General features: G+C 70.0%; 24 protein-coding genes. 12 read left to right on the forward strand and 12 right to left on the reverse strand.

Going from position 1 to position 26277, the window contains the following annotated elements:
- Nucleotides 1-34 precede the first annotated feature (34 nt).
- From MFF07_RS18020 to MFF07_RS18030, 3 genes are all read right to left on the reverse strand, one after another.
- Entirely contained in the window at nt 35-421 is a 387-nt protein-coding gene (locus MFF07_RS18020; RefSeq protein WP_147818197.1) for a type II toxin-antitoxin system death-on-curing family toxin, read from the reverse strand.
- Nucleotides 418-642: an AbrB/MazE/SpoVT family DNA-binding domain-containing protein gene (locus MFF07_RS18025; RefSeq protein ID WP_147818198.1), complete on the reverse strand. Its 225-nt coding sequence runs from the start codon at nt 640-642 to the stop codon at nt 418-420. The genes MFF07_RS18020 and MFF07_RS18025 overlap by 4 nt, the downstream gene beginning before the upstream one ends.
- A gap of 95 nt (nt 643-737) precedes the next feature.
- Nucleotides 738-2609, reverse strand: a complete 1872-nt coding sequence (locus MFF07_RS18030; RefSeq protein WP_373322390.1) for a M3 family oligoendopeptidase — start codon at nt 2607-2609, stop codon at nt 738-740.
- 304 nt (nt 2610-2913) lie between these two features.
- Between MFF07_RS18030 and MFF07_RS18035 the strand changes: the two genes are divergently transcribed.
- The 3 genes from MFF07_RS18035 (at nt 2914) to MFF07_RS18045 (ending at nt 8439) form a co-directional block, all read left to right on the forward strand.
- A complete protein-coding gene (locus MFF07_RS18035) occupies nt 2914-4407 on the forward strand; it encodes a sigma-54-dependent transcriptional regulator (RefSeq protein ID WP_147818200.1) in 1494 nt (497 codons plus the stop codon).
- Between the two features lie 234 nt (nt 4408-4641).
- Nucleotides 4642-6669, forward strand: coding sequence for a L,D-transpeptidase family protein (locus tag MFF07_RS18040; RefSeq protein WP_238232536.1), 2028 nt, complete (start codon nt 4642-4644; stop codon nt 6667-6669).
- A 261-nt stretch (nt 6670-6930) separates the two neighbouring features.
- Nucleotides 6931-8439, forward strand: coding sequence for a peptidoglycan L,D-endopeptidase MepK (locus MFF07_RS18045; protein ID WP_373322391.1), 1509 nt, complete (start codon nt 6931-6933; stop codon nt 8437-8439).
- Here MFF07_RS18045 and MFF07_RS18050 read toward each other — a convergent pair whose 3' ends face one another.
- Nucleotides 8440-8877 (reverse strand): PilZ domain-containing protein, encoded by a 438-nt coding sequence (locus MFF07_RS18050; RefSeq protein WP_147820569.1) that lies wholly within the window; start codon nt 8875-8877, stop codon nt 8440-8442. It abuts the gene before it with no gap.
- On the opposite strand from MFF07_RS18050, the gene MFF07_RS18055 reads away from it, so the two are divergent.
- Nucleotides 8858-9202 carry a hypothetical protein gene (locus tag MFF07_RS18055; RefSeq protein ID WP_238232537.1) on the forward strand — a complete coding sequence of 115 codons (345 nt, stop codon included), beginning with the start codon at nt 8858-8860 and terminating at the stop codon, nt 9200-9202. The genes MFF07_RS18050 and MFF07_RS18055 overlap by 20 nt on opposite strands.
- A 231-nt stretch (nt 9203-9433) precedes the next feature.
- A complete protein-coding gene (locus MFF07_RS18060; protein ID WP_187272667.1) occupies nt 9434-9604 on the forward strand; it encodes a hypothetical protein in 171 nt (56 codons plus the stop codon).
- A 97-nt stretch (nt 9605-9701) separates the two neighbouring features.
- Here MFF07_RS18060 and MFF07_RS18065 read toward each other — a convergent pair whose 3' ends face one another.
- Nucleotides 9702-10598, reverse strand: a complete 897-nt coding sequence (locus tag MFF07_RS18065; protein WP_147820566.1) for a metallophosphoesterase family protein — start codon at nt 10596-10598, stop codon at nt 9702-9704.
- A gap of 271 nt (nt 10599-10869) precedes the next feature.
- On the opposite strand from MFF07_RS18065, the gene MFF07_RS18070 reads away from it, so the two are divergent.
- From MFF07_RS18070 to lpxK, 3 genes are all read left to right on the forward strand, one after another.
- Complete coding sequence (locus tag MFF07_RS18070) at nt 10870-11592, forward strand: lysophospholipid acyltransferase family protein (protein WP_147820564.1); 723 nt, start codon at nt 10870-10872, stop codon at nt 11590-11592.
- Between the two features lie 280 nt (nt 11593-11872).
- On the forward strand, nt 11873-13177 hold the full coding sequence (locus MFF07_RS18075; protein WP_147820562.1) for a 3-deoxy-D-manno-octulosonic acid transferase: 1305 nt from the start codon (nt 11873-11875) through the stop codon (nt 13175-13177).
- Entirely contained in the window at nt 13178-14194 is a 1017-nt protein-coding gene (lpxK, locus tag MFF07_RS18080) for a tetraacyldisaccharide 4'-kinase (protein WP_238232538.1), read from the forward strand. It begins immediately after the preceding gene.
- A 22-nt stretch (nt 14195-14216) separates the two neighbouring features.
- Here the strand turns inward: lpxK and MFF07_RS18085 are convergent, their stop codons facing one another.
- Both MFF07_RS18085 and MFF07_RS18090 read right to left on the reverse strand, forming a co-directional pair.
- Nucleotides 14217-14441, reverse strand: a complete 225-nt coding sequence (locus MFF07_RS18085; RefSeq protein WP_147818791.1) for a DUF2093 domain-containing protein — start codon at nt 14439-14441, stop codon at nt 14217-14219.
- Between the two features lie 116 nt (nt 14442-14557).
- Nucleotides 14558-15526, reverse strand: a complete 969-nt coding sequence (locus MFF07_RS18090) for a UDP-glucuronic acid decarboxylase family protein (protein ID WP_147818789.1) — start codon at nt 15524-15526, stop codon at nt 14558-14560.
- A gap of 209 nt (nt 15527-15735) precedes the next feature.
- On the opposite strand from MFF07_RS18090, the gene cdd reads away from it, so the two are divergent.
- From cdd to deoA, 4 genes are read left to right on the forward strand one after another with little or no spacing between them, the layout of a single operon-like run.
- Nucleotides 15736-16179 (forward strand): cytidine deaminase, encoded by a 444-nt coding sequence (gene cdd / locus MFF07_RS18095; protein ID WP_147818787.1) that lies wholly within the window; start codon nt 15736-15738, stop codon nt 16177-16179.
- Complete coding sequence (locus MFF07_RS18100) at nt 16176-16997, forward strand: purine-nucleoside phosphorylase (protein ID WP_147818785.1); 822 nt, start codon at nt 16176-16178, stop codon at nt 16995-16997. The genes cdd and MFF07_RS18100 overlap by 4 nt, the downstream gene beginning before the upstream one ends.
- A complete protein-coding gene (deoC, locus tag MFF07_RS18105) occupies nt 16994-17749 on the forward strand; it encodes a deoxyribose-phosphate aldolase (RefSeq protein ID WP_147818783.1) in 756 nt (251 codons plus the stop codon). Before MFF07_RS18100 ends, deoC begins: the two co-directional genes overlap by 4 nt.
- Nucleotides 17743-19059, forward strand: coding sequence for a thymidine phosphorylase (deoA, locus tag MFF07_RS18110; protein ID WP_147818799.1), 1317 nt, complete (start codon nt 17743-17745; stop codon nt 19057-19059). Before deoC ends, deoA begins: the two co-directional genes overlap by 7 nt.
- A 6-nt stretch (nt 19060-19065) precedes the next feature.
- Here deoA and MFF07_RS18115 read toward each other — a convergent pair whose 3' ends face one another.
- The 5 genes from MFF07_RS18115 to MFF07_RS18135 form a co-directional block, all read right to left on the reverse strand.
- Nucleotides 19066-19359 carry a hypothetical protein gene (locus tag MFF07_RS18115; RefSeq protein ID WP_187272632.1) on the reverse strand — a complete coding sequence of 98 codons (294 nt, stop codon included), beginning with the start codon at nt 19357-19359 and terminating at the stop codon, nt 19066-19068.
- A 485-nt stretch (nt 19360-19844) separates the two neighbouring features.
- Entirely contained in the window at nt 19845-20495 is a 651-nt protein-coding gene (locus MFF07_RS18120; RefSeq protein WP_147818781.1) for a class I SAM-dependent methyltransferase, read from the reverse strand.
- Between the two features lie 286 nt (nt 20496-20781).
- Complete coding sequence (locus MFF07_RS18125; RefSeq protein ID WP_147818779.1) at nt 20782-22116, reverse strand: MFS transporter; 1335 nt, start codon at nt 22114-22116, stop codon at nt 20782-20784.
- A 116-nt stretch (nt 22117-22232) separates the two neighbouring features.
- The gene (locus MFF07_RS18130; RefSeq protein WP_306424649.1) at nt 22233-23327 is read right to left on the reverse strand and encodes a threonine aldolase family protein; all 1095 of its coding nucleotides are present in this window, start codon (nt 23325-23327) and stop codon (nt 22233-22235) included.
- Nucleotides 23327-26227: an FAD-binding and (Fe-S)-binding domain-containing protein gene (locus MFF07_RS18135; protein WP_238232540.1), complete on the reverse strand. Its 2901-nt coding sequence runs from the start codon at nt 26225-26227 to the stop codon at nt 23327-23329. Before MFF07_RS18135 ends, MFF07_RS18130 begins: the two co-directional genes overlap by 1 nt.
- Nucleotides 26228-26277 lie beyond the last annotated feature (50 nt).

Consider the following 26277-nt stretch of genomic DNA (forward strand, 5'->3'; position numbering starts at 1 on the left):
GGCACCAGTGCGCTGGGTCCGCGCGTCGCGGGCGTCAGGCGGCCGGCCAGTTGTCGCGGATCCAGCGGGTGAGGCCGGATTCGTCGATCTCGCCGGCGGCGAGGCCTAGGATCATGGCGGTTGCCTGAGCCTGGTCTGGCCGGAACGGTATAGCGTTCAAACGCAGGAACGTCGTCATTGCCACGAAAGCGATGCGCTTGTTGCCGTCGATGAAGGCATCATTGCGCGCGAGCCCGAACGCGTAGGCCGCTGCTAGCGAGGCCAGATCGGCCGCCTCGTAGCGCCATCGGTTGATCGGCCTACCGAGAGCGGATTCGAGGGCGTTCTCATCACGGATGCCGGGCGGCCCACCGAAACGGACGAGCTGTTTCTCGTGGGCAGCCTTGACCTCTTCCGTCGTCAGCCAGCGGGGCTCGGTCATTTTGCGAGCGCCCTCAGAGTGTCTCGATACTCGTCCATGATGTCATCAACGACCGACATCGCCTGATCGAAATCAGGGTCGTAGGGCGTCAAACGAACGCCGCCATCTGCGAGTTCGGAGATATGGAGCCACTGGCCCTGCTGAAGGTTCAGCCGGGTGACGAGATCCTTCGGAAGGATCACGCCGGTGGAATTTCCGATCTTCTTGACTTCGAGTTTCATAGCAATGCCCGCGCGTGTTGTACTTTCCGTATAACACGCGCGGGCATGTAGGCAAGCGGGCATGTAGGCATGCCCGCACGGAGTTCGCGCGCTCGTCAGCTTCCCGCCTCCATCCCCTCTAGCTCCACGATCATCCCCTCGATCATGCCGAGCCCGATCTGCCAGAAGGCCGGGTCGGTGGCGTCGAGGCCGAAGGGCTTCAGGAGTTCGCCGTAGGGCTTCGAACCGCCGGCCTTGAGGAGCGCGAAGTAGCGCTCGACGAAGCCGTCCTCGGCCTCGGCGTAGACCCCGTAGAGCGAGTTCACGAGGCAGTCGCCGAAGGCGTAGGCGTAGACGTAGAACGGCGAGTGGATGAAGTGCGGGATGTAGGCCCAGAACGGCTCGTAGCCCTTGTCGAGGGTGATGGCGGGCCCAAGGCTTTCCGCCTGCACCGACATCCAGAGTTCGTTGATGCGCTCGGCGGTGAGTTCGCCCTCGGCGCGAGCGAGGTGGACCTTCCGTTCGAACGAATAGAACGCGATCTGGCGCACGACCGTGTTGATCATGTCCTCGACCTTGGCGGCGAGCATGGCGCGCCGCTGGGTTTTGTCCGTGGTGGCGGCCAGCAGCCGCCGGAAGGTCAGCATCTCACCGAAGACGCTGGCCGTCTCGGCGAGCGTCAGGGGCGTCGGCGCCATCAGCGCGCCGTTGCCCGCGGCCAGCACCTGATGCACGCCGTGGCCGAGTTCGTGCGCCAGCGTCATCACGTCCCGCGGCTTGCCCTGGTAGTTCACCAGGACATAGGGGTGCGCCGAGGGCACGGTCGGGTGGGCGAAGGCGCCCGGCGCCTTGCCGGGCCGGGTAGGCGCGTCGATCCAGCCGTAGTCGAAGAACTTCTTGGCGATGCCGGCCATCTCCGGCGAGAACGCACCGTAGGCGTCGAGCACCGTGTCGCGCGCCTCGGTCCAGGGGATGGTGCGCTGCTCGACCTTCGGCAGCGGCGCGTTGCGGTCCCAATAGGGCAGCGCTTCGACGCCGAACCACTTGGCCTTCAGCCGGTAATAGCGGTGCGACAACCGGGGATAGGCCGCTTGCACGGCCTCGACCATGGCGGCGACGACCTCGGGCTCGACGCGGTTCGAAAGGTGGCGCGCGTCGGCGACATCCTTGAAGCCGCGCCAGCGGTCCGAGATTTCCTTGTCCTTGGCCAGCGTGTTGGTGATGAGCGTGAACACGCGGAGATTGCCCCGCAGCGTCTCGCTGATGGCAGCGGCCGCCTCCCGGCGCACGGCGCCGTCGGGATCCTGCAGCTTGTTGAGGGTCGGCTCCAACGTCAGCTTCTCGCCGCCGATGGGGAAGCGCAGGGCCGCGATGGTCTCGTTGAAGAGACGGTCCCAGGCCGCGTTCGCGGTGACGGACTTTTCGAGGAAGAGCTTTTCGATGCGGTCGTCGAGCTGGAACGGCTTCTCCTTGCGCAGGTCGTCGATCCAGGGCCGGTAATGGGCGAGCGGACCGTCGGCCATCGCCCGGTCCATCACCGCGTCGTCGACGCGGTTGAGTTCGAGGCCGAAGAACAGGAGATCGCCCGAGGCCGTCGTCAAGCGCTCGCGGGTGTCGCCGTAGAACTTGGCGCGGGTCTCGTCGGTGGTGTCGCCGGAATAGACGAGGCCGGCGAACGACATCAGCCGCCCGAGGAGATCCTCGATCGCCTCGTAGGCCTTCACCACCGCCCCGAGCTTTTCGGAGGCGTCCGGCCCCTCGGCCAGGGCCGCGATCCGGCCGGCGTAGTCGGCGGTGAACGCCCGGCAATCGGCCTCGGCCCTGGCGAGGTCGGCGCGGAATTCCGGCGCGTCGATCCCGGTATAGAGATCGCGCAGATCCCATTCCGGCAGCGCGCCGAGGTCGACCGCATGGGCCATGGCCTTCGCGGTGGCGAGACTCTGCGCTGCCGTCGGAAGTCCCGCGGGCGTTGCGACTCGGCTCGACATGGGGCTGCTCTCTCCAGCGGCATGGGCGCCGCATCATGCGTTTCGTTGGCGCGCCTGATATCGCGCGCACTATGCGGCCGATCAACGAGGGATCGGAAAATCCTCGCCGACGCCCGCCCCATGAGAGCCGTCCGACGGTTCGCGGCAAAAACCCGCAACGTCGTTAAGCGGAGCTTTACGCTCTTGGGCGACCCTACGCTTCGAAACGGAACAGCCCGCAAGGAACCCGCCGGTCGCGCTCTTGGATCACGAGGCGCTCCGGACGTGCGGTCGGCTGTCCCCAACGAAGAAGCGAGGGATCCGCATGTCGACCACCGTTCTCATCGTCGATGACGATCCGGTGCAGCGCCGCCTCGCCGAGAGCATGGTGCGCCGCCTCGGTTTCGATGCCCGCATCGCGGAGAACGGCCTCGACGGCCTCAACGCCCTGCGTGCCGGCGGCGAGATCGACGTCGTCCTGCTCGACCTCGTCATGCCCGGCGGCCTCGACGGCCTCGGCGTCATGGCCGAGATGCGCAAGGCCGGCATCGACACCCCGGTGATCGTCCAGACCTCGAACGGCTCGATCGACGCGGTCGTCAACGCCATGCGGGCCGGCGCCGTCGATTTCGTCGTGAAGCCCGCCGGCGCCGAGCGCCTGCAGGTCTCGATCAAGAACGCGCTGCGGGTCGACCAGCTCGAAGAGGAGGTCCGGCGCATGCGCCGCCGCGCCTCCGGCGCACTCGGCTTCAAGGATCTCAGCTCCAAGAGCCCGGACATGGACCGGGTCACCCGGCTCGCCGAGCGCGCGGCCAAGTCCAACATCCCCGTCCTGATCGAGGGCGAGTCCGGCGTCGGCAAGGAAGTGCTGGCCCGCGCCATCCAGGGCTCCGGCGAGCGCCGCGGAAAACCCTTCGTCACCGTCAATTGCGGGGCGATCCCCGACAACCTCGTCGAATCGACCCTGTTCGGGCACGAGAAGGGTGCCTTCACCGGCGCCACGGAGCGCCATGCCGGCAAGTTCGTCGAGGCCTCCGGCGGCACGCTCTTCCTCGACGAGATCGGCGAGCTGCCCCTCGACGCCCAGGTGAAGCTGCTGCGCGCCCTGCAGGAGGGCGAGGTCGACCCCGTCGGCGGCAAGCGCGCCGTGCGCGTCGACATCCGCCTGATCTCTGCGACCAACCGCTCGCTGCTCGACCTCGTCAAGCAGGGCAAGTTCCGCGAAGACCTCTATTACCGCCTCAACGTCTTCCCGATGACCCTGCCGCCCCTGCGAGCGCGCCGCGAGGACATCCCGGATCTCGCCCGCTCGTTCTGCGCGCGCTTCGCGGCGGAGGAGGGCAAGCGCCTGCGCGGCATCTCGGCCGAGGCGATGGCGCTGCTCTCCCGCTACCCCTGGCCCGGCAACGTGCGCCAACTCGAGAACGCGCTGTTCCGTGCGGTGGTTCTCGCCGACGGCGACGAGCTCTCGGTCACCGAGTTTCCGCAGATCGCGGCGCAGGTCGAAGGCTTCGACGTCCGCATCCCGCCGCTGCCGAACCAGCCGTCCCTGGCCGCCGGTATGCTGGAGCCGGTCCGCGAGATCGTGCGCGTCGAAGTGCGCGACCCGCACGCCATGTCCCTCGTCGTCGAGGACACCAGCGAGATGAAGACCATGGAGGAGGTCGAGGCCGAGGTGATCCGCTTCGCCCTGCAGTTCTACCGCGGTCGCATGTCGGAAGTCTCGCGCCGCCTTGGAATCGGCCGATCCACCCTCTACCGCAAGCTCAAAGACCTCGGCCTGGACGGCGACGACAAGGCGGAGGAGGCTGCGGCCTGAACCGTGCCTCGTCGACAGGGATGCCGATACGGCGAGCACGGGGCGGCGCCGGTTCGGGCGGGTGCGGCTTCGAGATATGTTCGCAGGCCGGCAGCGCCTTCGGGCCGCGCCGGATCGGCTCTGATCGGGCGCGCGCTCCACATCGACCGAACGGTGCGGTTGCACACGGCCGCGCTTAAGACGATAATCATAGAATCCATATAGCCTCGGGCTGTATCGGTGGAGACTTTCGTTATGCGCGTCTCGTTGAGCGCCACGCGTACGGCCTCCGCGGTCCTGTCCGCGGTTCTGGCATCCTCCGTCTGCATGGCGACGCTGGCGCATGCACAGGACACGCCGCCGTCCGCCCCATCGACGATTCGCAGCGCCGCCGTCGAGCCCTCCTCGACCGTGAAGGCCGAGCCGTCGGCCGCCTCCGGCGACGATCTCGGCGCGCTGCCGCCGACGAGCGACGCGCCGCCGCAATCCGACTTCAAGGAACCGGCCAAGGACGAGCAGCCCGTCACCGCCGCACCGGCCGTGCCGACGCATCCGCTCGATCCGCAGGGCGAGGCCATCATCGCGCGCCTGAAGGACGGCAAGCCGCTGCTGGCACGCCTGCCCGCCAAGGATCGCGAGGCGATGCTCGCGTTCTACACCATCGCCGATTTCAAGCCGGTCTGGATCGCCGGGGGCGCCTTCACGCCGGTCGCGCAATCCGTGATCGCGCGGCTCCGCGCCGCCGCCGAGGATGCGCTCGATCCGGCCGCCTACCCTGTCCCGGTGCTCGGCAGCGCAATGAGCGAGGCCGAGGTCGCCGATGCCGAGTTGAAGCTGTCGGCGGCCGTGGCGCTCTATGCCCGCGATGCCCGCGGCGGGCGCGTCAACCTCGCGGCCATCTCGAAGCTGATTACGCCGGATCTCGACCTGACGCCCGCCGACCTCGTGCTCGGCCAACTCGCGGTCTCGGGCGCGGAGGCGGGGGACCGGCTCCAGGCCTACAACCCCAACCAGCCCGGCTACCTCGCCCTCAAGCAGCGCCTCGCCGCCGGACGCGGACCGGCCGTGCCGAGTACCGCCAACCGGACCGGCACCCTGCAGATCCCGGTGGGCGTGACGCTGAAGGCCGGCATGAGCGATCCGCGCGTGCCGCGGCTGCGCGCACATTTCGGCCTGCCCGAGCATAGTGCCGGCACCCTCGACGCCGGCCCCGGTGAGCCGGACGTCTACGACAGGGACGTGGCGGACGCGGTCGCCGCGTTCCAGCGCAGCCGCGGACTGCCGGCCAACGGCAACCTGACCCGCGGCACCATCATCGCCCTCGCGATTCCCGACGACGTGCGCCAGCGCGCCGGCTCCGGCGGCGGCGACGAGGCGGAGCTCGTCTCCAACATGGAGCGCTGGCGCTGGCTGCCGCGCGAGCTCGGGCCCGACTACGTGCTGGTCAACGTCCCCGAGTTCCGCCTGCGCGTCTATCGCGGCGGCGCGATGCGCGACGAGACCCGTGTCATCGTCGGCAAGACCGAATCGCCGACGCCGATTTTCTCCGGCGCCATGGAGACGGCGGTGGTGAACCCGTCCTGGTACGTGCCGCCCTCGATCCTCAAGACCATGCTCGCCTCGGGCCGCACCAGCGGATTCGAGGTCGTGCGCCGCGGCGGCCATGTCTCGCTGCGCCAGCCGCCGGGCGAGCGCAATGCGCTCGGCTTCATCAAGTTCCTCTTCCCCAACCAGCACGCGGTCTACCTGCACGACACGCCGAACCGCTCGCTGTTTTCGGCCGCGAAGCGCGCCTTCAGCCATGGCTGCGTGCGCGTCGACGATCCCTTCCGCTTCGCCGACGCCGTGCTGCCCGACAGCTGGACCGAGGCGAGCCTGCGCAAGCTGATCGGCAAGGGCGAGCGCTCGATCCGCCTGCCCCAGAAGCTCCCGGTCCACATCGCCTATTTCACGGCCTACGTGGACGACAACGGCACCTACCGCACGCTGCCCGACCTCTACGGCTACGATGCCCGCATCAAGGAAGCCCTCGGCCTCTCGAGCCGGCCGGGCGCGATGGTCTCGGCCCCGACCGAGCCGGTGCGCCGCGCGGCGAGCGTGCAGCCGGGCCCGGTGGCACAGCCGGCGGCCGCCGCTCGGCCCGTCCGCCCGCGCCGGGAGGCGATGCACGCGCCCGCCGAGCGCTACGCCGTCCAGCGCCCGCGGCGCTATGCGCCCGCCGGCTACGGCGAGCCCGGCCTCTGGACGCCGGCGCCGCCGCCCTCCCCCAGGACGTGGTGGTAGGACCGGCGATCCACGGTCCACTTCGGCCTCCGTGCGGCACGGCAACATGCGGGCCCGACCGAACCTGTCCAATGCCAAGGTGCATCCGCACACTTGCACGGCACGATTCCGCCACGGTTGAGCTTTAGCCCGGTCGCGGGAAGGTGAGCAGCATCAGGATCTGATAACCGCGCCTTTACGGTTTTCGGTAACCTTGCGTTCACCATGATGCCCTGTGCCCGCACAGCGCGTCATGCCGTCTGCGAGGTGTGGACCATCGTGATGACATCGCTGCGAGATCGGGCCGGCGCCTTCGCCCGGCAGCCCCTCGGCCTCCTGCGCCGGAACGGCGAGCAGACTCCCCGGCGCCCGCTCTCGAAGCGCAATGTCTCGGTGATGGCCTTCGTCGCCGCCGCGATGCTGGCCGGCACGGTCGAGACCGAGAACGCGGTCGCCAACGGCGACACCCGCACGCTCTCCCTGATCCACGAGCACACGAAAGAGAGCGCGACGATCACGTTCAAGCGCGACGGCCGCTACGACCGCGCCGCGCTGGACCAGCTCAACTGGCTGCTGCGCGACTGGCGCGAGGCCGATGCCACCAAGATGGACCCGCGCCTGTTCGACGTGGTCTGGGAGGCGCAGCGCTCGGTCGGCTCGACGGCGCCGCTGCGCGTGGTCTGCGGCTACCGCAGCCCGAAGACCAACGGCATGCTGCGCCGGCGCTCCTCCGGCGTCGCCGAGCAGAGCCAGCACATGCTCGGCAAGGCCATGGACTTCTTCATGACCGACGCCTCGGTGGACGACATACGCGCCGCCGGCATCCGGCTGCAGCGCGGCGGCGTCGGCTGGTATCCGCGCTCCGGCTCGCCCTTCGTCCATCTCGACGTCGGCTCGGTGCGCGCCTGGCCGCGCATGAGCCGCGACCAGCTCGCCCGCCTCTTCCCCGACGGCAAGACCGTCCACCTGCCGGCCGACGGCAAGCCCTTCGCCCGCTACGAGGAGGCCCGCGCCGAGGTGCTGGCCCGCGGCGGCACGGTGCTCGGAGTCACGGCCGTCGCCTCCGCCGACCCGACCGACGACGGACCCGGCATCAAGGGATTCTTCGCTGGGCTCTTCGGCGGCGATTCCAATTCCGCGCCTGCGCCGATTCCGGCCGCCACGCCGGGCAAGGCCCGCGGCAAGGCCACCATCGCCGTCGCCAGCGCCGACCCCGAGGATTCCACCGGCACGAAGCAGGCGCTGGCCTATGCCGTGCCGAACAGCACGGAGGCCCTGCGCGAGGCCATGCTGAACCGCCAGGGCAGGACGCCCTCGGCCAAGGCCCTGCTCACCGGCGAGGCCGATGCCGCGCCGAACGCCCAGGACGCCCGGATCGCGCCGCTGCCGCCGCGCCGCCCCGCCGAATTCGCCGCCATCGCGGCGGCCCTCGCCGCGCCGCTGACGCCGGGACGTCCGGTGAAGGTCGCCGGGATCGGAAATGCCGGCCTCTCCGGCATGGCGCTCGCATCCAATGAGACGGCAGTGAGACCGGTCAGCCTCCTGCCCCCCGAGGCCGATCCCCGCGATCACCTGCGCGCACTGTTCTCGGCCTCGGCCCAGGGCGCCTCGGAGCCGGCCCGGCGCGACACGCCGATCCGTCTTGCCGCGATCCAGGCGCGGCCGGATACCGCGCCGGACGACATCTTCGCCGTCGAGGCCGTCGCGACCCGCTTCTCCACGCGCAGCCCCGGCGACGAACTCGCCGCCTCGCATTTTTCCGGGCCGGCCGTCGCGCGCGTCCGAAACTGATCAGCGCGGCGAGAACCGGCTAATCCGTCTTCCCCGCACAATGTAGCTTTCGGCCGGCTTGGCCGGGGCTTTCGGCTCCTCGGGTGCGGGAGCCGGCGGCGGAGCCTTTCCGAACCGCTCGATCCGCACGCCGGCGCAGTGGCCGCTGCGCCAGACCAGCCTGACGCGGAGCAAGAAGGCGTAGCCGACCACCTTCAGCTGGAACGCGTCGGGCAGTACGACCGTGTCCGGCAGGCCCAGCCGAGCGCCGGATTTCGAGACGTCCTTCACGGTGCAGGGGATCTCGGTCCCGTCGCGCAACAGGATCAGGCCGATCCAGTTCGTCGGTGTCCGCGCTTCGCTGCGCCGTTCGAGCACGATCGTGTCGGCGGCCGCGGACGAGCCGGTGCCCGCCCCGCCGGACGTCCCGAGAGACCTGATGAGCGCCTCTCCCGGCATGATGAACCCGATCGCCTCCGCAAGCCCCCAGGTTCTCACCGAGAGCTTGATGTCTTCTCTACTCGTCCATGCAAATGGCGGCGGGCGACATCGAAATCTGTTTTCCCGAAATGCGAAGAACGCCCGACGGGGAAGTTCGGCGAACCGCGCCGCCTCCGTCGCGAATCGATCTCAGGCACTAAAAGCCACCGGAACGGCTTCGGAGACGGCCGATCCGCCGTCCCGCCGCCGTTTTGCACGGTTCGGCTCGCTGCACGGCACAACCCGCTGGGTCGGACACCCGAAGCACGAGTTCCCGGCGAAGGCGATCCAAGCACTCACCTGATCTGCGCGATCCCGTCGATACTTACGTAGTTCGGTCACGAGGCGACCTGTCATCGCCCTCCGCCTTCTTGCGGAGACGGCGACCGGCCACCCCGATCGCCCTCCCGCGATGCAGCGACGAATGTGGGCGGCGGCGGGGCAACGGGCTCTTGCCGGTGGGGGCGGCCCGGCTAACATGGCGTCATCCAGTCGCGTCCAAACACCATAACCCTGGGGGCAGGGAGCCAAGCGCATGCAGGAAGCGATTCGCGTGAAACCCACGCAGGACGGCACCTACACGGTCTATCGCGGCACCATGGCGTTGGTGGCAGGCCTGACCCGCCTGCAGGCGGAAAGGTACGAGGCCAGCATCGCCGCCCGCCAGCAGGCGGCTCGCAACGGCCGCCTCGCCCAATTCGGCTGAGCAGGTCTTCCTCGATCACAGACCGTGCTCGATCGCAGGCCTTGCTCGATCGACGACTCAGGCGCGAATCCCCAGGATTCTCGCCTTTTCCATGCCGTCAGGCGCGCGTCAGCACGAGCGATCCGAGCGCGCCGATGGTGCCCTCCTCGGTGAGGCCACGCTCCGTCGCCGTGATCGCGAAGCGGCCGCCGTCGCGCGCGATGTCGAAGAGGTAATAGGCGGCCCGGTGGTTCTCGCGAATGCTCTGTGCGGAGGCCGAGGGCGCGCCGACGATCGGCACCGCACCGTTCGGCCCCTCGACGAAGGCGACGCTGCCGACGTGGTTGTGCCCGTGCAGGATCAGGTCCGCACCGGCCCGGGCGATCATTGCGGTGAAGGCCGCCGCGTCCTTCAACTCGCGACCCGAACGCGCGCCGCCGGGATGGGGCGGATGGTGGATCATCACCACTCGGAAGGGCGGCTCGGGCTCGGCCGCGAGATCGCACAGCAGGCGCTCCGCCGCCGCGATCTGGGGCGGCCCGACTCGGCCCGTAGCCGCGAAGGGCTTCGTCGGGATCGCCGAGGACAGGCCGACCAGGGCGAGCGGGCCGCGGCGGCGCAGATATGGGAACACGCCGGCCAAGCCGTTGTCGTCCCCGGTCCAGGCGCCGCAGGTGCCGAGCAGGCCTTCGAGCGAGCCGCGCACGTAGGCGTCGTGGTTGCCCGGCACGAAGCTGACCCGGTCGGCCGCGCCGAGGGCTTCGAGGAAGATCCGCGAGGTCGCCCACTCGTCCGGCAGGCCGATGTTGCAGAGGTCGCCGGTGCAGGCGACGTGGTCGCTGCCCTGCAGGTGCAGGTCGGCGACCAGCGCCGCCAGCAGGTCCATGTCGTGGTGCCGGCCGCGGCCGCGCCGCCAGTTGACGTAGCCGGTGGCGCGCTTGCTGAGGAGCTGGCGCAGCTTGGGCCGGGGCAGCGGTCCAACATGCGGATCGGTGATGTGAGCGAGACGGAACATCGGCGTGGGGTCTGGCCGCGGCGGTGAGCGGGAAGCAGGCCACCCCGCATGTGCGTCAGCGGCGCCCGAGGTCAACCGGCGCGTTTCTCGGCCGCCGAGGTTGCGCGGCAATCTTAACTGGCGTTACAGAACCGCGGCCCGCCGCGATTCCCTGTCGCGTGACCTCCGTGGCGGTCACGTCCCCGCGTCGCGGGACTGGAAGCTGAGCCGGTCCGCACCGGTGCCTCGCGAAAAAGCGCCATCACGAAGAGCGGGAGACCGCCCCCGGCACATGGGCCTCATCAAGACCATCGGCCGCAAGCCGCTCGTGCAGAAGGGGCTCGGCCTCGCCGCCTACGGCTATCTGAACCTCGTCCGGCGCACCAACCGCTTCACCACGGTGCCGGCCGACGCGAACGCGCTGCTCGACGCGACGGGCCCGTGCATCGCCGCGATGTGGCACGGCCAGCACATCATGATCTCGTTCATGAAGCGGCCGCAGGATCGCATCGCGACCATCATCTCCAAGTCCCCCGACGGCAACATCAACACGTATTCCCTGGAGCGGATGGGCGTTCGCGTCATGCGCGCCTCCGGCGCCCGCGGTCGCGCCGTGCGCGACGCCAAGGCGAAGGGCGGCGCCGAAGGCCTGCGCGCCATGGTCCGCGCCCTTAAGAACGGCGAGACCGTCTGCTTCTCCGCCGACGTGCCGAAGGTCTCGCGGGTCTGCGATGCCGGCATCATCATGCTCGCGCGCTTCTCCGGCCGCCCGATCCTGCCCGTCGCGGTGGTGACGAGCCGGCACATCCGCTTCAACAGCTGGGACCGCGCCTGCCTCGGGCTGCCCTTCGGCCGCGGCGCCATGGTGTTTGGCGAGCCGATCTTCGTGCCGCGCGAGGTCGAGCCCGAGTTCGTCGACAGCCTGCGCCTGAAGGTCCAGACCGAACTGAACCGCGTTCACGACCAGGCCTACACGCTGGTCGGACGTGAGGACCGGGTCGGGAATCCGGCATGACTCCGATGGACGCGAGCTACGACTTCGTCGGTTGCCAGCTATCGGTAGGCGCGCACCGCCGCCCAGACCGCTCCCGGCTGATGGCGTCGGTGCCACCACCTCCCCTTCCCCGGACGGGTGGAGCGTCAGCGGAACCCGATCCGGGGCCCAGCACACGACGTCGCGAAGCGTCGGCACCTCAGCGCCGTTCGTATCGAGCCGCTGGCGCGGCCCTTTTCGCGCTGGCTCCCGGATCACCTTGCGCTTCGCTGCAGGCGTCCGGGAAAAGTGGGGCGGAGGCATGAGGGTTTCGGCGCTCCCCATCACGCTGAAGGCCTACCGCGCCGGGCTCTACCTCGGCGAGCCTGCCGTCGCCGGCCTGCTCGCCTGGCGCTCTCATCGCGGCAAGGAGGATCCCGGCCGCCTGCCCGAGCGGCGCGGCCGTCCCGGCCGGGCGCGGCCGACGGGCAAGCTCGTCTGGATGCACGGAGCCAGCATCGGCGAGTCACTCTCGCTGATCGGGCTGGTCTCCGGCATGATCGCGCGCGGTTTTTCCGTGCTCGTGACCACGGGCACCAAGAGCGCCGCCGAACTGCTCAGCACGCGGTTGCCGGCCGGCGCCGTCCACCAGTACATGCCGCTCGATGCGCCGCGCTGGATCGAGCGCTTCCTCGACCATTGGCAGCCCGACCTCGCCCTCGTCGCCGAATCCGAGATCTGGCCCAACACCGTGATCTCGCTGCACCGGCGCGCGGTGCCGCTGATCGTGGTCAACGGCCGGATGTCGGAGCGCTCGTTCAAGGGCTGGGCGCGCTCGCCCCGCACCGCCGAGGCCTTGCTCTCCCGGATCTCGATCTGCCTCGTCCAGACCAAGGACGATGCCGAGCGCTATGCCCGCCTCGGCGCACCGCGCGTGAAGGTGGTCGGAAACCTCAAATACGATTCCGCCGTGCCGCCGGCCGACGCGCAGCAGCTCGCCTATCTCGGCGACATGGTCGGCGACCGGCCGGTCTGGGTCGCGGCCAGCACGCATCCCGGCGAGGACGCGGTGGTGGCCGAGGCCCATGCCCTGCTGAAAGACAGGCTGCCGAACCTCCTCACCGTGATCGTGCCGCGCCATCCACGCCGCGGCGAGGCGGTCGCCGCCTGCGCCGCCGCCCTGGGTCTGCGCACCAGCCGCCGCTCCATGAACGGCAGGCCGCATCCGCAAGTCGATCTCTACGTCGCCGACACCCTCGGCGAACTCGGCCTGTTCTACCGGCTCAGCCCCCTCGTCTTCCTCGGCGGCTCGCTGGTGCCCCATGGCGGCCAGAACCCGATCGAGCCGGTGCGCCTCGACACGGCGGTCCTGCACGGCCCCCATGTCGGCAACTTCCTGGAGCCGTACCGTGCGCTCGATACCGCCGGGGGGGCGCTGACCGTCACCGATGCCCGCGATCTCGCAGCCGCGGTGGGCGACCTGCTGGCCGACCATCGCCGCATCGACGCCATGGCCGAGCGCGGACATGCGGCGCTGGAGCCGTTCGAGGGCGCGGTCGCGCGCACGCTCGCCGTGCTCGACACCTTCGTCGCGCAGCTGACGCTCGCCGCCCGGTCGCCGGCCTAAATGCGCGCGCCCGGCTTCTGGTCAGGCCCGGCCTCGCATCCCCTGGCGCGGGCCCTCGCGCCCGTCGGCGCGGCCTACGGACGCCTGACGGCGCGGCGCATGGACGGGTTGGGCGAGCGCACGGCCTGTCCGGTGCTCTGCGTCGGCAACCTGACGCTCGGCGGCGCCGGCAAGACGCCCACCGCAATCCGCATCGCCGCGCTGCTGCAGGAGGCCGGGGCGCGGCCGGCTTTCCTGACGCGCGGCTATGGCGGGCGGGAGCGTGGCCCCCTCCTCGTCGATCCCGAACGACATGACTCCGAGAAAATCGGCGACGAGCCGTTGCTGCTGGCGCGGGTCGCGCCGACGGTGGTGGCGCGCGAGCGCCCGGCCGGTGCCCGGCTCTGCGCCGCGCAGGGCGCCGACGTCGTCGTGATGGATGACGGGCTGCAGAACCCGAGCCTGACGAAGACCCTCTCCCTCGCCGTGGTCGATGCCGGCGCCGGAATCGGCAACGGCCTAACCTTTCCCGCCGGCCCCCTGCGCGTGCCCCTCGACCGGCAATGGCGGCATGTCGGCGGCCTCGTGCTGATCGGCGAGGGCGCGCCGGGCGAAGCGGTGGCGCGGGAGGCGCTGCGCCGCGGCCTGCCGGTCCATCGCGGGCGTCTGGTGCCGGAGGCGGCCACCGACCTCGCCGGTCGGGCGGTGCTCGCCTTCGCCGGGATCGGACGGCCGGAAAAGTTCTTCGAGACCGTGCGGGGCTGCGGGGCGCGGCTCGTGGAGACGCGGGCCTTTCCCGACCATCACCGCTTTTCGGAGAAGGAGCTTGCGGGGCTGGCGGAGGCGGCGCTGCGGCTCGGGGCGGTGCTCGTCACCACCGAGAAGGACGCGGTGCGGCTGCCGGCGGCGTTTCGGGAGGCGGTGACGGTGCTGCGGGTTGCGCTGGCGTTCGCGGACGAAGCGCCGCTGCGGGCGCAGCTCGATGCGCTGATGCGTCCGGGGATCGATCCGTCGCCCGGCCCCGGCCGGCGGATCTGAAACCCGCCCTCGGCCCGATCGCTCAGGGCGCGTGCCCGACGGCCTTGAGGCGAGACATGGCGGCCTCAGGGGTCGCGTAGGCTTCCTGGCGTTCGACGCTCCAGTACCGCAGGGCATCGAGCCCGATCGTCTCGCCAGTGACGGCGCAGCGGACGAAGGTGCCGGGCTTGACCACGCGCATGGTGCCGTCGCCGTACTCGACCTTGGCCTCGCCGCCCTGCGGCGTGCGTTCGTAGCGACCGAGCATCTCTGACCACTCCTGCCTCGTTCATCGCCTCATAGCGCCGGCACGCGTCGCTTGTCGATCGATGCACCGGGCCGATCCGCAGGCCGGGATCCGTCAGATTCCGGTCGCGTCTCCCGTCAGGAAATCGCGTTCTCCGCCGAGAGGGACCGCTCGAAATAGGCGATCGTCCTGGAAAGCCCCTCGCGCAATGCGATCCTGGGTTCCCAGCCGAGCTCTCTGCGGGCCTGGGTGATGTCGGGCCGGCGCTGCCGGGGATCGTCGGGCGGAATGGGCCTGTGGACGAAGACCGATCGCGAGCCGGTCAGTTCGACGACGATCTCGGCGAGCTCGCGGATCGTGAACTCCCCTGGATTGCCGACGTTGATCGGACCGGTCACCTCGGGACCGGTCTCCATCAACCTCACGATGCCTTCGATCAGGTCGTCGACGTAGCAGAACGAGCGCGTCTGCGAGCCGTCGCCGTACAGCGTGATCGGCTCGCCCTTCAGCGCCTGCACCACGAGGTTCGAGACGACGCGGCCGTCATTGGGATGCATGCGCGGCCCGTAGGTGTTGAAGATGCGCATGACCTTGATCTGCAGGGCATGCTGGCGGTGATAGTCGAAGAACAGCGTCTCGGCGCAGCGCTTGCCCTCGTCGTAACAGGAGCGGAAGCCGATCGGATTGACGCGGCCCCAATACGCCTCCGGCTGCGGATGCACTTCCGGATCGCCGTAGACTTCCGATGTCGAGGCCTGGAAGATCTTCGCCTTCAGGCGCTTGGCCAGCCCCAGCATGTTGATCGCGCCGATGACGCTGGTCTTCGTCGTCTGGACCGGGTCGAACTGGTAATGCACCGGCGAGGCCGGACAGGCCAGATTGTAGATCTCGTCGACCTCGACGTAGAGCGGGAACGTCACGTCGTGGCGCAACAGCTCGAAGCGGGGTTCGCCGAGAAGGTGGGCGACGTTCCGGCGCGTCCCGGTGAAGAAATTGTCGACGCACAGAACCTCATGTCCCTGCGCCAGCAGGCGCTCGCACAGATGAGATCCGAGAAACCCGGCGCCGCCGGTCACGAGAATCTTTTTGATCGTCCCGTATCGCACCGGACATCCTTGAAATCGTGGAGCGAAGACGACGCGAAAAGTCGTCTGCCCTCGGGCTCGCTTAGTCCAATCGGCACAGATGTAAACGCGCGCCCTTCGCCAGCCGCCGGGCTCGGTCCGTGCCCTCGCTCCGCCATCCGCGAAATGCCACGGAGCGATGGCCTGCGCCCCCCTCGACAGAGCCGGGCCGCTCGGGCCTATGATCGGCCATGCATGCTCCGGTCCCGCAGGCCTCCGATCCGGCTCAGGATCGCTCCACGTTCGAGGCTCTGTTCGACGCGGCCCGCACGGTCCGCGCGCGCGCCTACGCACCGTATTCGCGGTTTCATGTCGGCGCGGCGCTCCTCGACGAGGCCGGCCGCGTCCATGCGGGCTGCAACGTCGAGAACGCGGCCTATCCGGTCGGCACCTGCGCCGAGGCCGGCGCCATCGCGGCGATGGTCGCGGCCGGCGGCACGCGCATCGCGGCGATCCTCGTCCTCGGCGACGGGCCGGCGCCGGTGACGCCCTGCGGCGCCTGCCGCCAGCGTATTCGCGAGTTTTCAGGGTCGGACACGCCGGTGCTCGTGGCCGATCCTCACGGCCTGCGCGCGCGCTTCACCATCGAGGCCCTGCTGCCCGCCTCCTTCGGCCCCGAGAATTTTTCGCGATGAGTGCGGCGATCGCAACGCTGCGCGCGGCGGGCCTGAGTGGCCCCTATGCCTGCGCCATCGTCACCGGCACCGGGCTCGGCGGGCTGGCCGCCTCGCTCGAGGAGCGGGTCGGACTCGCCTATGCCGACATCCCCGGCTTCCCGCGATCCGGCGTCAGCGGGCATGGCGGCACGCTGCATGGCGGGCGCATCGCAGGACGCCCGGTGCTGGTCTTCGAGGGCCGCATCCACGCCTACGAGGCGGGCGATGCCGCCGCCATGCGGGTGCCGCTGACGCTCGCGAGAGACCTCGGCGCCGGGGCCATGCTGCTCACGAACGCCTCCGGCTCGCTGATGCCGGAGGCGGGGCCCGGCAGCCTCGTGGCGCTCGCCGACCACATCAACCTCTCCGGCCTCAACCCGCTGGTCGGCGAGCCGAGCGACGCCCGCTTCGTGCCGATGACAGACGCCTACGATCCGGCGCTGCGCGCCCTGCTGCACGCGGCGGCCGCGGCCTCCGGCGTGGCGTTGCACGAGGGCGTCTATGCCTGGTTCTCGGGGCCGTCCTTCGAGACGCCGGCCGAGGTGCGGATGGCCGGACGCCTCGGCGCGGATCTCGTCGGGATGTCGACGGTACCGGAAACGATCCTGGCCCGCTTCCTCGGCCTGAAGGTCGCCGCGCTCTCCGTCGTCACCAACCGCGCCGCCGGCATCGCGGGCGGGGATCCGCACCATGCCGAGACCAAGACCGTCGCCGCCCGCGCGGCGGACGACCTCACCCGCCTCGTCTGCGCCTTCGTGGCGCGCCTGCCGCCTCCCGCATCGCCGACCGGATCATGACAGCCAGCCCGACCCTATCCGCCGAGGAGGCCGCGTCCGTCGCCCGCCGGGCGATCCCGCTGCTCGATCTCACCGATCTCAACGACGCCTGCGGGGCCAGCGCCATCGATGCCCTGTGCCGGACGGCGCGGGAGGGCGGCGTTGCCGCCGTCTGCGTCTGGCCGCAATTCGTCGGGCAATCCTTGCGCGGGCTGCACGGCGACCCGATCGCGGTGGCCACCGTGGTCAACTTCCCGGCCGGCGGCGAGGATGTCGAGCGGGTCGTGGACGACACCGTCGAGGCGCTGCGCGACGGGGCGGGGGAGATCGATCTGGTGCTGCCCTATCGCGCCCTGCTGCGCGGCGAGGGCGCACTGGCGCGCGACATGGTGGCGGCGGTCCGCGAGGTCTGCGACGGGGGCCGTCTGCTCAAGGTGATCCTGGAGACGGGCGAACTCGCAGCGCCCGAGCGCATCGCCGAGGCGAGCCGGATCGCGCTGGAAGCCGGCGCCGACTTCATCAAGACCTCGACGGGCAAGAGCCCGGTCTCGGCAACGCCGGAGGCGGCCGAAGTGATGCTGCAGGCGATCCGCGCGCATGGCGGAGGCGGGTTGAAGGTCTCGGGCGGCCTCAAGAGCGTGGCCGACGCGGCCCTCTATCTTAGCCTCGCCGACCGCATCATGGGATCGCGTTGGGCAACAGCCAAAAACATGCGGCTCGGGGCGAGCAGCCTCTATGGCGAACTGGCAAAAGCCCGGGACGCCGCATCGTGACGAAGCTGCCGCAGGAGATCATCCGGGCGAAGCGCGACGGCGGGACGCTCGACGCGGCGGACATCGCCGGCTTCATCGCCGGGCTCACCGACGGCAGCGTTACCGAGGGGCAGGCCGCGGCCTTCGCCATGGCGGTGTTCTTTCGCGGAATGTCGCTCGATGAGCGGGTCGCGCTGACGCGGGCGATGACGGAATCCGGCACGGTCCTGGCCTGGGACCTGCCCGGCCCGGTCCTCGACAAGCACTCCACCGGCGGCGTCGGCGATGCGGTCAGCCTCGTCCTCGCGCCGATGGTGGCGGCCTGCGGCGGCTACGTGCCGATGATCTCCGGGCGCGGCCTCGGCCATACCGGCGGCACGCTGGACAAGCTCGAGAGCATTTTGGGATACGACGCCACGCCGGGTCTCGACCTGTTCCGGAAGGTCGTGCGCGAGACCGGCTGCGCCATCATCGGCCAGACCCCGGACCTCGCGCCGGCCGACAAGCGGCTCTACGCGATCCGCGACGTCACCGGCACGGTGGAATCGCTCGACCTGATCACCGCCTCGATCCTCTCGAAGAAGCTCGCGGCCGGGCTCGACGGACTCGTCATGGACGTGAAAGCGGGCTCCGGCGCCTTCATGGGCACGCGCGACGCGGCGCGGGCGCTCGCCGAGAGCATCGTCGGCGTCGGCAGCGGCGCGGGGATGCGCACGGTGGCGCTGATCACCGACATGGATGCGCCACTGGCCTCCGCCGCCGGCAACGCCGTCGAGATGGCCTATGCCGTGGACTACCTCACCGGGCGGCGCCGGGAGCCGCGCTTCCACGCGGTGACACTGGCCCTGGCGGCCGAGATGCTGGTGATCGGCGGGCTGGCGGCGGACGCAGCCGACGCGCGGGAGCGGCTGGATCGGGCCCTGGCCTCGGGCAAGGCCGCGGAGCGCTTCGAGCGGATGGTCGCCGGCCTCGGCGGCCCGAACGATTTTCTGCGGGTCTCGGCGGATGTCCTGCCGCGGGCGCCTGCGGTTCGCCCCGTCTTCGCCGAGCGGTCCGGCTTCGTCGCGGGCGTCGCGACGCGGGAGATCGGACTCGCGGTGATCGGGCTCGGCGGCGGGCGCACCCGGCCGCAGGACGCCATCGATCACGCCGTCGGTTTTTCGGCGCTTGCGCGGCCGGGGGACGCCGTCGGCCCGGACAGGCCCCTCGGAATCGTCCACGCCCGCGACGAGGGCACCGCGGAGGTGGCGGCGGCGGCCCTGAGGGCCGCCTACCGCGTCGGTGCCGACGCGCCCGGGATCGCGGACGCGATCCACGAGCGCATCGGCTGAGCCGGCCTACCAGCGGTGACGGTGGCCAAAGCCGTGGTGGTGGTGACCGCGGTGGTGGTGGTGGTGCCAGCCGTGGTGGCGCGGGCGGCCCCAGCCGAAGTGGCGATGATGATGGTGGTGGCCGAAGTGATGGCCGCGTCCGCGCCAATGCACGGCGGTAGCGCCGGCCTCGCCGGCCACGGTCTCGACGGCTGCGGGGGCGAGCGGAGCGGCCTGGGCGGCGCCGGTCGCGGCGGCGAACAGTCCGCCTGCGGCGAGAGCGGCCGCGACGAGCAGGGTACGGCCTCGATGCATGGTCATTCTGATCTCCTTGGATGCGCAGGCCGGGCTGAGCCGGCCAGGCGTCTGGTCTAGATCCCCCGGCGTGAACGCCTGCTGAGGGGCGTAGTAACGAACGGAAACATGGCGGAACCGTTCCGGTTCGCAACCGGAAAACGCCAAGACGATGAAGGGATTAAGTGCTCGGGCGAGGACGTGTCGGCGCATGCCGGGCGATCCGCCGGTCCTGTCCCAAGCGGGCGGCCGATCGGAGGCGATCCTTGCCGCTTCCGGGCGCGCCGCAGGCAGCGTCTTCGCCATTCCCGCAGCGGACGGCAGACCTGCGATCTCCGCTCCGCGCGCACGTCCTCGGCGAACTCGGTTCTGCTGGGGCCGTCGCAACGGCCGCGCGGGACGTCCTGCCGCTCGCCTTCGCTTCAGACGTGCGGGAAATGGCCGAGCAGTTGCCCGAAAGACCGCCAGTCTACGACGCGGCCTTGCGAATGCACGGATGGAGACGGGCCGAATTACGACGGCCGGCGATAGACCCACACGCGGGCCGGCGGCAGATTGAGCCAGACCTTGTTGGAGCGGCTGGCGGTGTAGCTGCCGGCCTCGCACTTGGCCGGGATCGGCGGCACGACGGCGTAGGTGAACTGCACGAAGGGCGCGCCCGGCTGCATCAGGTCGTGGGCGCTCTGGAGCAGTTCCATGCGCTGCTCCATCGGCTTGGTGAAGAGCGGCAGGCTGGAGATCGTGGCCGCGCAGGGGATCTCGACGAGACCCTTCAGGGTCTCGCGGATCCGGTAGGCGTCGCCCTGCAGCACCGTGGCGCGGGGGAAGCGGCGCTGCAGCAGCGCGCAGAATTTCGGGTTGAACTCGACGAGGATCAGCCGTTCCTGCTCGATGCCGCGGCGGACCAGGGCCTCCGTGACCGGACCCGTGCCGGGGCCGAGCTCGATCACCGGGCCGCTCATGCGCGGGTCGACATAGGACGCCATGGTGCGGGCGAGCATCTTGCCGGACGGCGTCACCGAGCCGGTGACGAGCGGGCGCTCGAACCAAGACCGCAGGAACCGGGCCTCGTCCTCCAGAGGATCCCGTCGTTCTCCCGCCGGCCCCCTCATGCTGCGGGGCACGGCGACGGCTTTTGCGCTGGAACGGCGGAGCGGCGGCAAGAGCAGGGACCCTCGGGTCAGGAGTGGGCGGACAGGCTAGACGACGAAAGCCTTCCGGCAGTCAAGCTGGCAACTGCCGTGCCGGACGCCTGCGGCGCTGCGCGACAAGTGCCGACGTGCCGCGACCCGGCGCGACCCGCTGCCACAGCCATAACAGGAAAGTCGCGAAGTTTGATCCCAGATCGAACGTCCGGCGGCATCCGTGACGAAATCTTGATGTCGGCGGTGATCCGCAATCGCCCCCGCCGGCTATGCCGGGACCGCGCGCCCCAGCCCTCGGCAAGCCCTATCGCGCGGCGGGCACGATCGCGGCCTTCGGGGAGCGGGGGATCCCCGTCTCGTCCAGAGGGTCCTCGAACTTGCGTTCGGGATGCATCGTGAAGGCGAGGGCTGCGCCGAGCAGGCACAGGCCGATCGAGCCGGCGAAGGGCAGCGTCCAGTCGCCGGTCTTGTCGACGACGAAGCCGAACACGATCGGCGAGACGATGGCCGCCACCGCCGAGCCTGTGTTCATCAGCCCGCTCGCGGTGCCGGCATATTTCGGGGCGATGTCCATCGGCACCGACCAGATCGGGCCGATCACCAGTTCGGCGAAGAAGAAGCCCGACGAGAGCAGCAGCGCGACGTAGGTCAGGTCCTTGGTGAAGAACACGCCGGTCAGGCTCACGGCCGCGCCCAGGAAGCCGGCCACGATGACCGAGAGCCGGGCGAGCTTGAGGTTGCCGGTGCGCTTGAAGATGGCGTCGCTCAGCACGCCGCCGAGCGTATCGCCGACGACGCCCGCGAAGAACACGCCCGAGGCGAACAGGGCCGAGTTCTTCAGGTTGAGCCCGAAATGCTCGGCGAAGTAGCTCGGGATCCAGCCGAGGAAGAGCCACAGCGTCCAGCCGTAGCAGAAGTAGGTGATCGTCACCGGCAGCATGCGCCGGGTGAGCGGCCCCCACGGCACCGCCTGGCTCGTGCCGGGCGCACGCGGCGGCGGCAGCATGTCGAGTTCGGCCTGGGTGATGTCCTTGTGGTCGGCCGGATCGTCCCGGAAGTAGAGATACCAGATCACCACCCAGACGAAGCTCACCATGCCGAGGACGACGAAGCAGTAGCGCCAGCCGACATGGTAGATCAGGAAGGCGATCACCGGCGGCGCCACGGCGTTGCCGAGCCGGGCGAAGGCGTGGGTGATGCCCTGCGCGAAGCCGCGCCGGCCGGCCGCCGTCCAGTTCTGCATGGCGCGGGTGGCGGTGGGGAAGGTCGCGCCCTCGCCGAAGCCGAGCAGCAGGCGGGCGGCGAACAGGCTGACGATGCCGCCGACGAAGCCGGTGAGGATCGTCGCCGCCGCCCAGATCATGCCGCAGACCAGCAGCGTGCGCCGCGCCCCGAACCTGTCGCCGACCGAGCCGCCGATGACCTGGAAGATCGCGTAGGGGTAGGCGAAAGCCGAGAGGATCAGCCCGAACTCGGTGTTCGAGAGCCCGAGATCCGCACTGATGACGCCCTTCGCCGTCGCGATGTTCACGCGGTCGAGATAGGTGATGAAGTACATCAGGCAGAGCAGGAACAGCACGCTGTTCGTCGCGCTGATGAGCGGGACCTTGCGCGGTGGCGCAACGGGCGGCGTCGACATGGCGGCTTCCTCCAAGGACTTTTGTGTGTCGTCCCGCTCGCCGCCGTCCCTCTGCGGAGACGTGTCGGGCGAACGGCCGGCGATTTGTGCCGGCGTCTTCGTATTATGAATTGGCCTTACTGAGAGAGGGCGCCCGGCTGCAACCGTGGTGGTGCTGCGGGCGGTGTCTCGGCTCGCGTGGCGAACGCTGCCGCCTTGGCCAGGATGACCTCGGCCGCCCGCGCGATGCCGGCACGGTCGACGTCGAGATTGGCCGTGGCGCGGATCTGGTCGCGGCCGATGGCGCGGATCCGGACCTCCTCGTCGAGGCAGGCGGCGGCGAAGTCCGCGGCGGTGACGCCGAGGCCGGCGACGGAAAAGCACAGGATGTTGGACTGGCCCGCCGTCGGGTCGAAGGCGAGGCCGGGCGCCGCGCGGATCGCCGCGTGCAGGCTCCGCGCGTTGGCGTTGTCCTCGGCGAGCTGATCGATGTGGTGGTCGAGGGCGTAGAGGCCGGCGGCGGCGAGCACGCCGCTCTGGCGCATGGCGCCGCCGAGCCGGTACTTCCAGCGCCAGGCCTCGACCACGAAGTCCCGAGAGCCGCAGAGCACCGCGCCGACCGGGCAGCCGAGGCCCTTGCTCAGGTCGATCCAGGCGCTGTCGAATCCGGCTGCGTAGTCGCTGGCGGAGATGCCCGTTGCGACCACCGCGTTGAGCAGGCGCGCGCCGTCGATATGCGCCTTCAGGCCCTTGTCGTGCGCGAGGTCGCGGATGGCGCGCATCACGCCGAGGTCCCAGACCGTGCCGCCGGAAAAGCTCGTGGTCTGCTCGATCGAGATCAGGGCCGAGCGCGGCGCCGTACGCTGGGGAACGCGGATCGCGGCCTCGGCCTGCTCCAGGGTGTAGAGCCCGACGCGCGTGGGCAGCGCCTTCACCGAGACGCCACCGATCGCGGCCGAGCCCGCGGCCTCCGTGTTGTAGAGGTGGGATTGGTCGTCACAGATGATCTCGTCGCCGGGCCGCGTCTGCACCAGGATCGAGGCGAGGTTGCACATGGTGCCGGACGGCATGAACACGCCGTCCTCCATGCCGAGCATATCCGCGACGCGCGCGCAGAGCGCGTTGGTGGTCGGGTCGGAGCCCGATTGCTCGTCGCCGACCTCGGCGCGGGCCATGGCCTCGCGCATGCCGGGCGTGGGCCGAGTCTGGGTATCGCTGAAGAGGTCGACGATCATGAGCGGGGCTCCATCGCGGCGTCGAGCACGCGGGCGACGTGCAGGGCCTCGCGGTCGAGGCCGTCATGGATCTGGTGGCGGCACGAGGTGCCGTCGGCCACCACGAGGTCGTCCGGGCCGGCCTTGCGCAAAGCCGGAAACAGCGAGAGCTCGGCCATGGCGAACGAGGTCTCGATGGTCTCCGCCCCGTATCCGAACGCCCCGGCCATGCCGCAGCAGCTCGACTCGATGATACGAACGTCGAGGCCGGGCACGGCGCGCAGCACCGTTTCGACCGAGCCCATCACCCCGAACGATTTCTGGTGGCAATGTCCGTGCAGATGCGCGACCCGGCCGCCCTGATCGGCGAGATTCAGGGCGATCCGGCCGGCCTTGAGATCGACGGCAAGCAGCTCTTCGAACAGCAACGTTTTGTCTGCCAGAACCTTCGCCTCGTCCCCCGGCAGCAGCGACAAAAACTCGTCGCGGAAGGTGAGGAGGCAGGACGGCTCCAGCCCCACGACGCGGGCGCCGGCCCGCACGAAGGGCAACAGCGCGTCGAGCGTGCGCCGCGCCTCCTGCCGCGCCCGGTCCGTCTGGCCGGAGGCCAAATAAGTCCGTCCGCAGCAGAGTGGGCGATTGCCGGATGGCGGGACGACGCGATGCAGACGATAGCCGGCGGCGGTCAGCACGCGCTCGGCCGCCTCCAGATTCTCGCGCTCGAAGGCACGGTTGAAGGTGTCGCCGAACAGGACGATGTCGCGAAACGCGTCCGTGACGTCACCCGGATGCGCCGCCTCGCCCGCCTCGCGCCAGGGCCGCCCCCATTCCGGCAGCGAGCGCCGCGCCGAGAGACCGATCATCTGCTCGGCGAGCTTCGCCAAGGCCGGAATGCGGTTGCGCAGATTCATCAGAGGCGCGAGTTTTGCCGCCACGCCCGCATAGCGCGGCATCTCCGCGACCAGCCGCTCGCGCAGCGGCAGGCCGTGCCGGGCGTGGTAGTGATGCAGGAACTCGACCTTCATCTTGGCCATGTCGACGCCGGTGGGGCATTCGCGCCGGCAGGCCTTGCACGAGACGCAGAGATCCATCGTGCGCTTCATCTCTGGGGAGGTGAAGGCGTCCGGCCCGAGTTGGCCCGAGAGCGCGAGCCGCAGGGAGTTCGCCCGGCCGCGCGTAAGATGCTGCTCCTCGCGGGTGGCGCGGTATGAGGGACACATCGCCCCGCCGGCGAGCTTCCGGCAGGTACCGTTGTTGTTGCACATCTCGACGGCCGACCCGAGGCCGCCCCAATCCGACCAGTCGAGGGCGGTGGCGATCGGGGTCACGGCGTAGTCCGGCTTGAACCGGAACAGCGAGCGGTCGTCGAACTTGAGCGGGCGCACGATCTTGTTCGGGTTCAGCCGGTTGTCGGGGTCGAAGCCGTCCTTCACCGTCTCGAAGGCCCGCGTCAGCCGCGCGCCGAACAGCGGCTCGACGAATTCCGAGCGCGAGATGCCGTCGCCGTGCTCGCCCGAATATGAGCCCTTGAAGCGGCGCACGAGGTCGGCCGTCTCCTCGGCGATGGCGCGCATCGCGCTGACGCCGCCGGCATCCTTCATGTCGAGGATCGGCCGCACGTGCAGGCAGCCGACGGAGGCGTGGGCGTACCAGGTGCCGCGGGTGCCATGCTTCGAGAAGACCTCGGTGACGGCGTCGGTGTAGTCGGCGAGGTGTTCGAGCGGCACCGCGCAATCCTCGATGAAGGAGATCGGCTTGGCGTCGCCCTTCATCGACATCATGATGTTGAGGCAGGCCTCGCGTACCTCCCACACCGTTTTTTGCCGCGCGGTCTCAACAACCTCGACCACGGCGTTTGGAAAACCATTGTCGGCCATGCAGGCGTCGAGGCGTTTCAGGTCCTGCGAAATCGCGAAATGATCGTCCCCGGCGAACTCGGCGATCAGCAGGCAGTTCGGCGTTCCGCGGGTGATGTCGGCGAGCGTCGCGCGAAACAACGGAATGTCGGCGCCGAGCACCAGCACATTGTTGTCGACGAGTTCCACCGCCACCGGATCGAGGGCGACGATCGCCTGCGTCGTCTCCATCGCCGCACGGAACGACGGGAAGTGGCAGATGCCCATGACCCGGTGCGCCGGCAGCCGCGACAGCTTCAGCGTCACCGAAGTGGTGGCCGCCAGCGTGCCCTCCGATCCGACCAGCAGATGCGCGAGGTTCGGGCGCGGCGCGATCAGCGCATCGAGGTTGTAGCCCCCGACCCGCCGCTGAACTTTTGGATATGTTTGGATGATTTCTTCGCGGTTCTGCGCGGCCAGGGCGAGCATGCGGCGGGCGAGGTCTTCCGCGCGCGGAGAGCCGGTGACGCCGCTGCTCTCGTTGCCGGTCAGGCCGAATCCAAACGGTTCGGCATCGTGGAAGAGCGCTTCCATGGCGAGCACGTTGTCGCTCATCTTGCCGTAGCGCAGCGAGCGCGCACCGCAGGAATTGTTGCCGGCCATGCCGCCGATGGTGCAGCGGGTCGCCGTCGAGGGCTCGACCGGAAAGAACCAGCCATCGGCTTTGACACGCGTGTTCAAGCGCTCCAGCACCATGCCGGGCTCGACCGTGACGGTGCCGGCCTCCGCGTCGTAGCCGGTCACGCCGTTGAAATGGCGCGAGCAGTCGACCACGAGGCCGGAGCCGATCGGCTGGCCGTTCTGCGAGGTGCCGCCGCCGCGCAGGATGACCGGCACGCCATGCCGGCTCGCGACGGTGAGCGTCGCGGCGATGTCGTCGCGGCTCTCCGGCAGCACCACCCCGGCGGGCATGATCTGGTAGATCGAGGCGTCGGTGGCGTAGCGGCCGCGGGTGAACGCGTCGAAGCGGACCTCGCCCTGGATCGCCGTCCCGAGTTCGCGAGCGAGCGCGGACTCCGCCACCGTTCGGCTGCCCGCAGGTGCTGCGCTCGCGCCCAAACCGTTTCTCCCCT

The sequence above is a fragment of the Methylobacterium thuringiense genome (assembly GCF_022179645.1).
GTDB classification, from domain to species: domain Bacteria; phylum Pseudomonadota; class Alphaproteobacteria; order Rhizobiales; family Beijerinckiaceae; genus Methylobacterium; species Methylobacterium thuringiense.

Excerpts from the sequence above, each read along its gene's own strand:
- MFF07_RS18085 (WP_147818791.1), bottom strand. The coding sequence starts at position 14,441 with ATGCTCGGTCGCTACGAACGCACGCCGCAGGGCGGCGAGGCCAAGGTC.
- MFF07_RS18035 (WP_147818200.1), top strand. The coding sequence starts at position 2,914 with ATGTCGACCACCGTTCTCATCGTCGATGACGATCCGGTGCAGCGCCGC.
- MFF07_RS18070 (WP_147820564.1), top strand. The coding sequence starts at position 10,870 with ATGGGCCTCATCAAGACCATCGGCCGCAAGCCGCTCGTGCAGAAGGGG.
- MFF07_RS18025 (WP_147818198.1), bottom strand. The coding sequence starts at position 642 with ATGAAACTCGAAGTCAAGAAGATCGGAAATTCCACCGGCGTGATCCTT.
- MFF07_RS18055 (WP_238232537.1), top strand. The coding sequence starts at position 8,858 with ATGAGCGCCTCTCCCGGCATGATGAACCCGATCGCCTCCGCAAGCCCC.
- MFF07_RS18040 (WP_238232536.1), top strand. The coding sequence starts at position 4,642 with ATGCGCGTCTCGTTGAGCGCCACGCGTACGGCCTCCGCGGTCCTGTCC.
- MFF07_RS18030 (WP_373322390.1), bottom strand. The coding sequence starts at position 2,609 with ATGTCGAGCCGAGTCGCAACGCCCGCGGGACTTCCGACGGCAGCGCAG.
- MFF07_RS18115 (WP_187272632.1), bottom strand. The coding sequence starts at position 19,359 with ATGACCATGCATCGAGGCCGTACCCTGCTCGTCGCGGCCGCTCTCGCC.
- MFF07_RS18125 (WP_147818779.1), bottom strand. The coding sequence starts at position 22,116 with ATGTCGACGCCGCCCGTTGCGCCACCGCGCAAGGTCCCGCTCATCAGC.
- MFF07_RS18020 (WP_147818197.1), bottom strand. The coding sequence starts at position 421 with ATGACCGAGCCCCGCTGGCTGACGACGGAAGAGGTCAAGGCTGCCCAC.
- MFF07_RS18045 (WP_373322391.1), top strand. The coding sequence starts at position 6,931 with ATGACATCGCTGCGAGATCGGGCCGGCGCCTTCGCCCGGCAGCCCCTC.
- deoC (WP_147818783.1), top strand. The coding sequence starts at position 16,994 with ATGACAGCCAGCCCGACCCTATCCGCCGAGGAGGCCGCGTCCGTCGCC.
- lpxK (WP_238232538.1), top strand. The coding sequence starts at position 13,178 with ATGCGCGCGCCCGGCTTCTGGTCAGGCCCGGCCTCGCATCCCCTGGCG.
- MFF07_RS18100 (WP_147818785.1), top strand. The coding sequence starts at position 16,176 with ATGAGTGCGGCGATCGCAACGCTGCGCGCGGCGGGCCTGAGTGGCCCC.
- MFF07_RS18050 (WP_147820569.1), bottom strand. The coding sequence starts at position 8,877 with ATGCCGGGAGAGGCGCTCATCAGGTCTCTCGGGACGTCCGGCGGGGCG.
- MFF07_RS18060 (WP_187272667.1), top strand. The coding sequence starts at position 9,434 with ATGCAGGAAGCGATTCGCGTGAAACCCACGCAGGACGGCACCTACACG.
- cdd (WP_147818787.1), top strand. The coding sequence starts at position 15,736 with ATGCATGCTCCGGTCCCGCAGGCCTCCGATCCGGCTCAGGATCGCTCC.
- MFF07_RS18065 (WP_147820566.1), bottom strand. The coding sequence starts at position 10,598 with ATGTTCCGTCTCGCTCACATCACCGATCCGCATGTTGGACCGCTGCCC.
- MFF07_RS18075 (WP_147820562.1), top strand. The coding sequence starts at position 11,873 with ATGAGGGTTTCGGCGCTCCCCATCACGCTGAAGGCCTACCGCGCCGGG.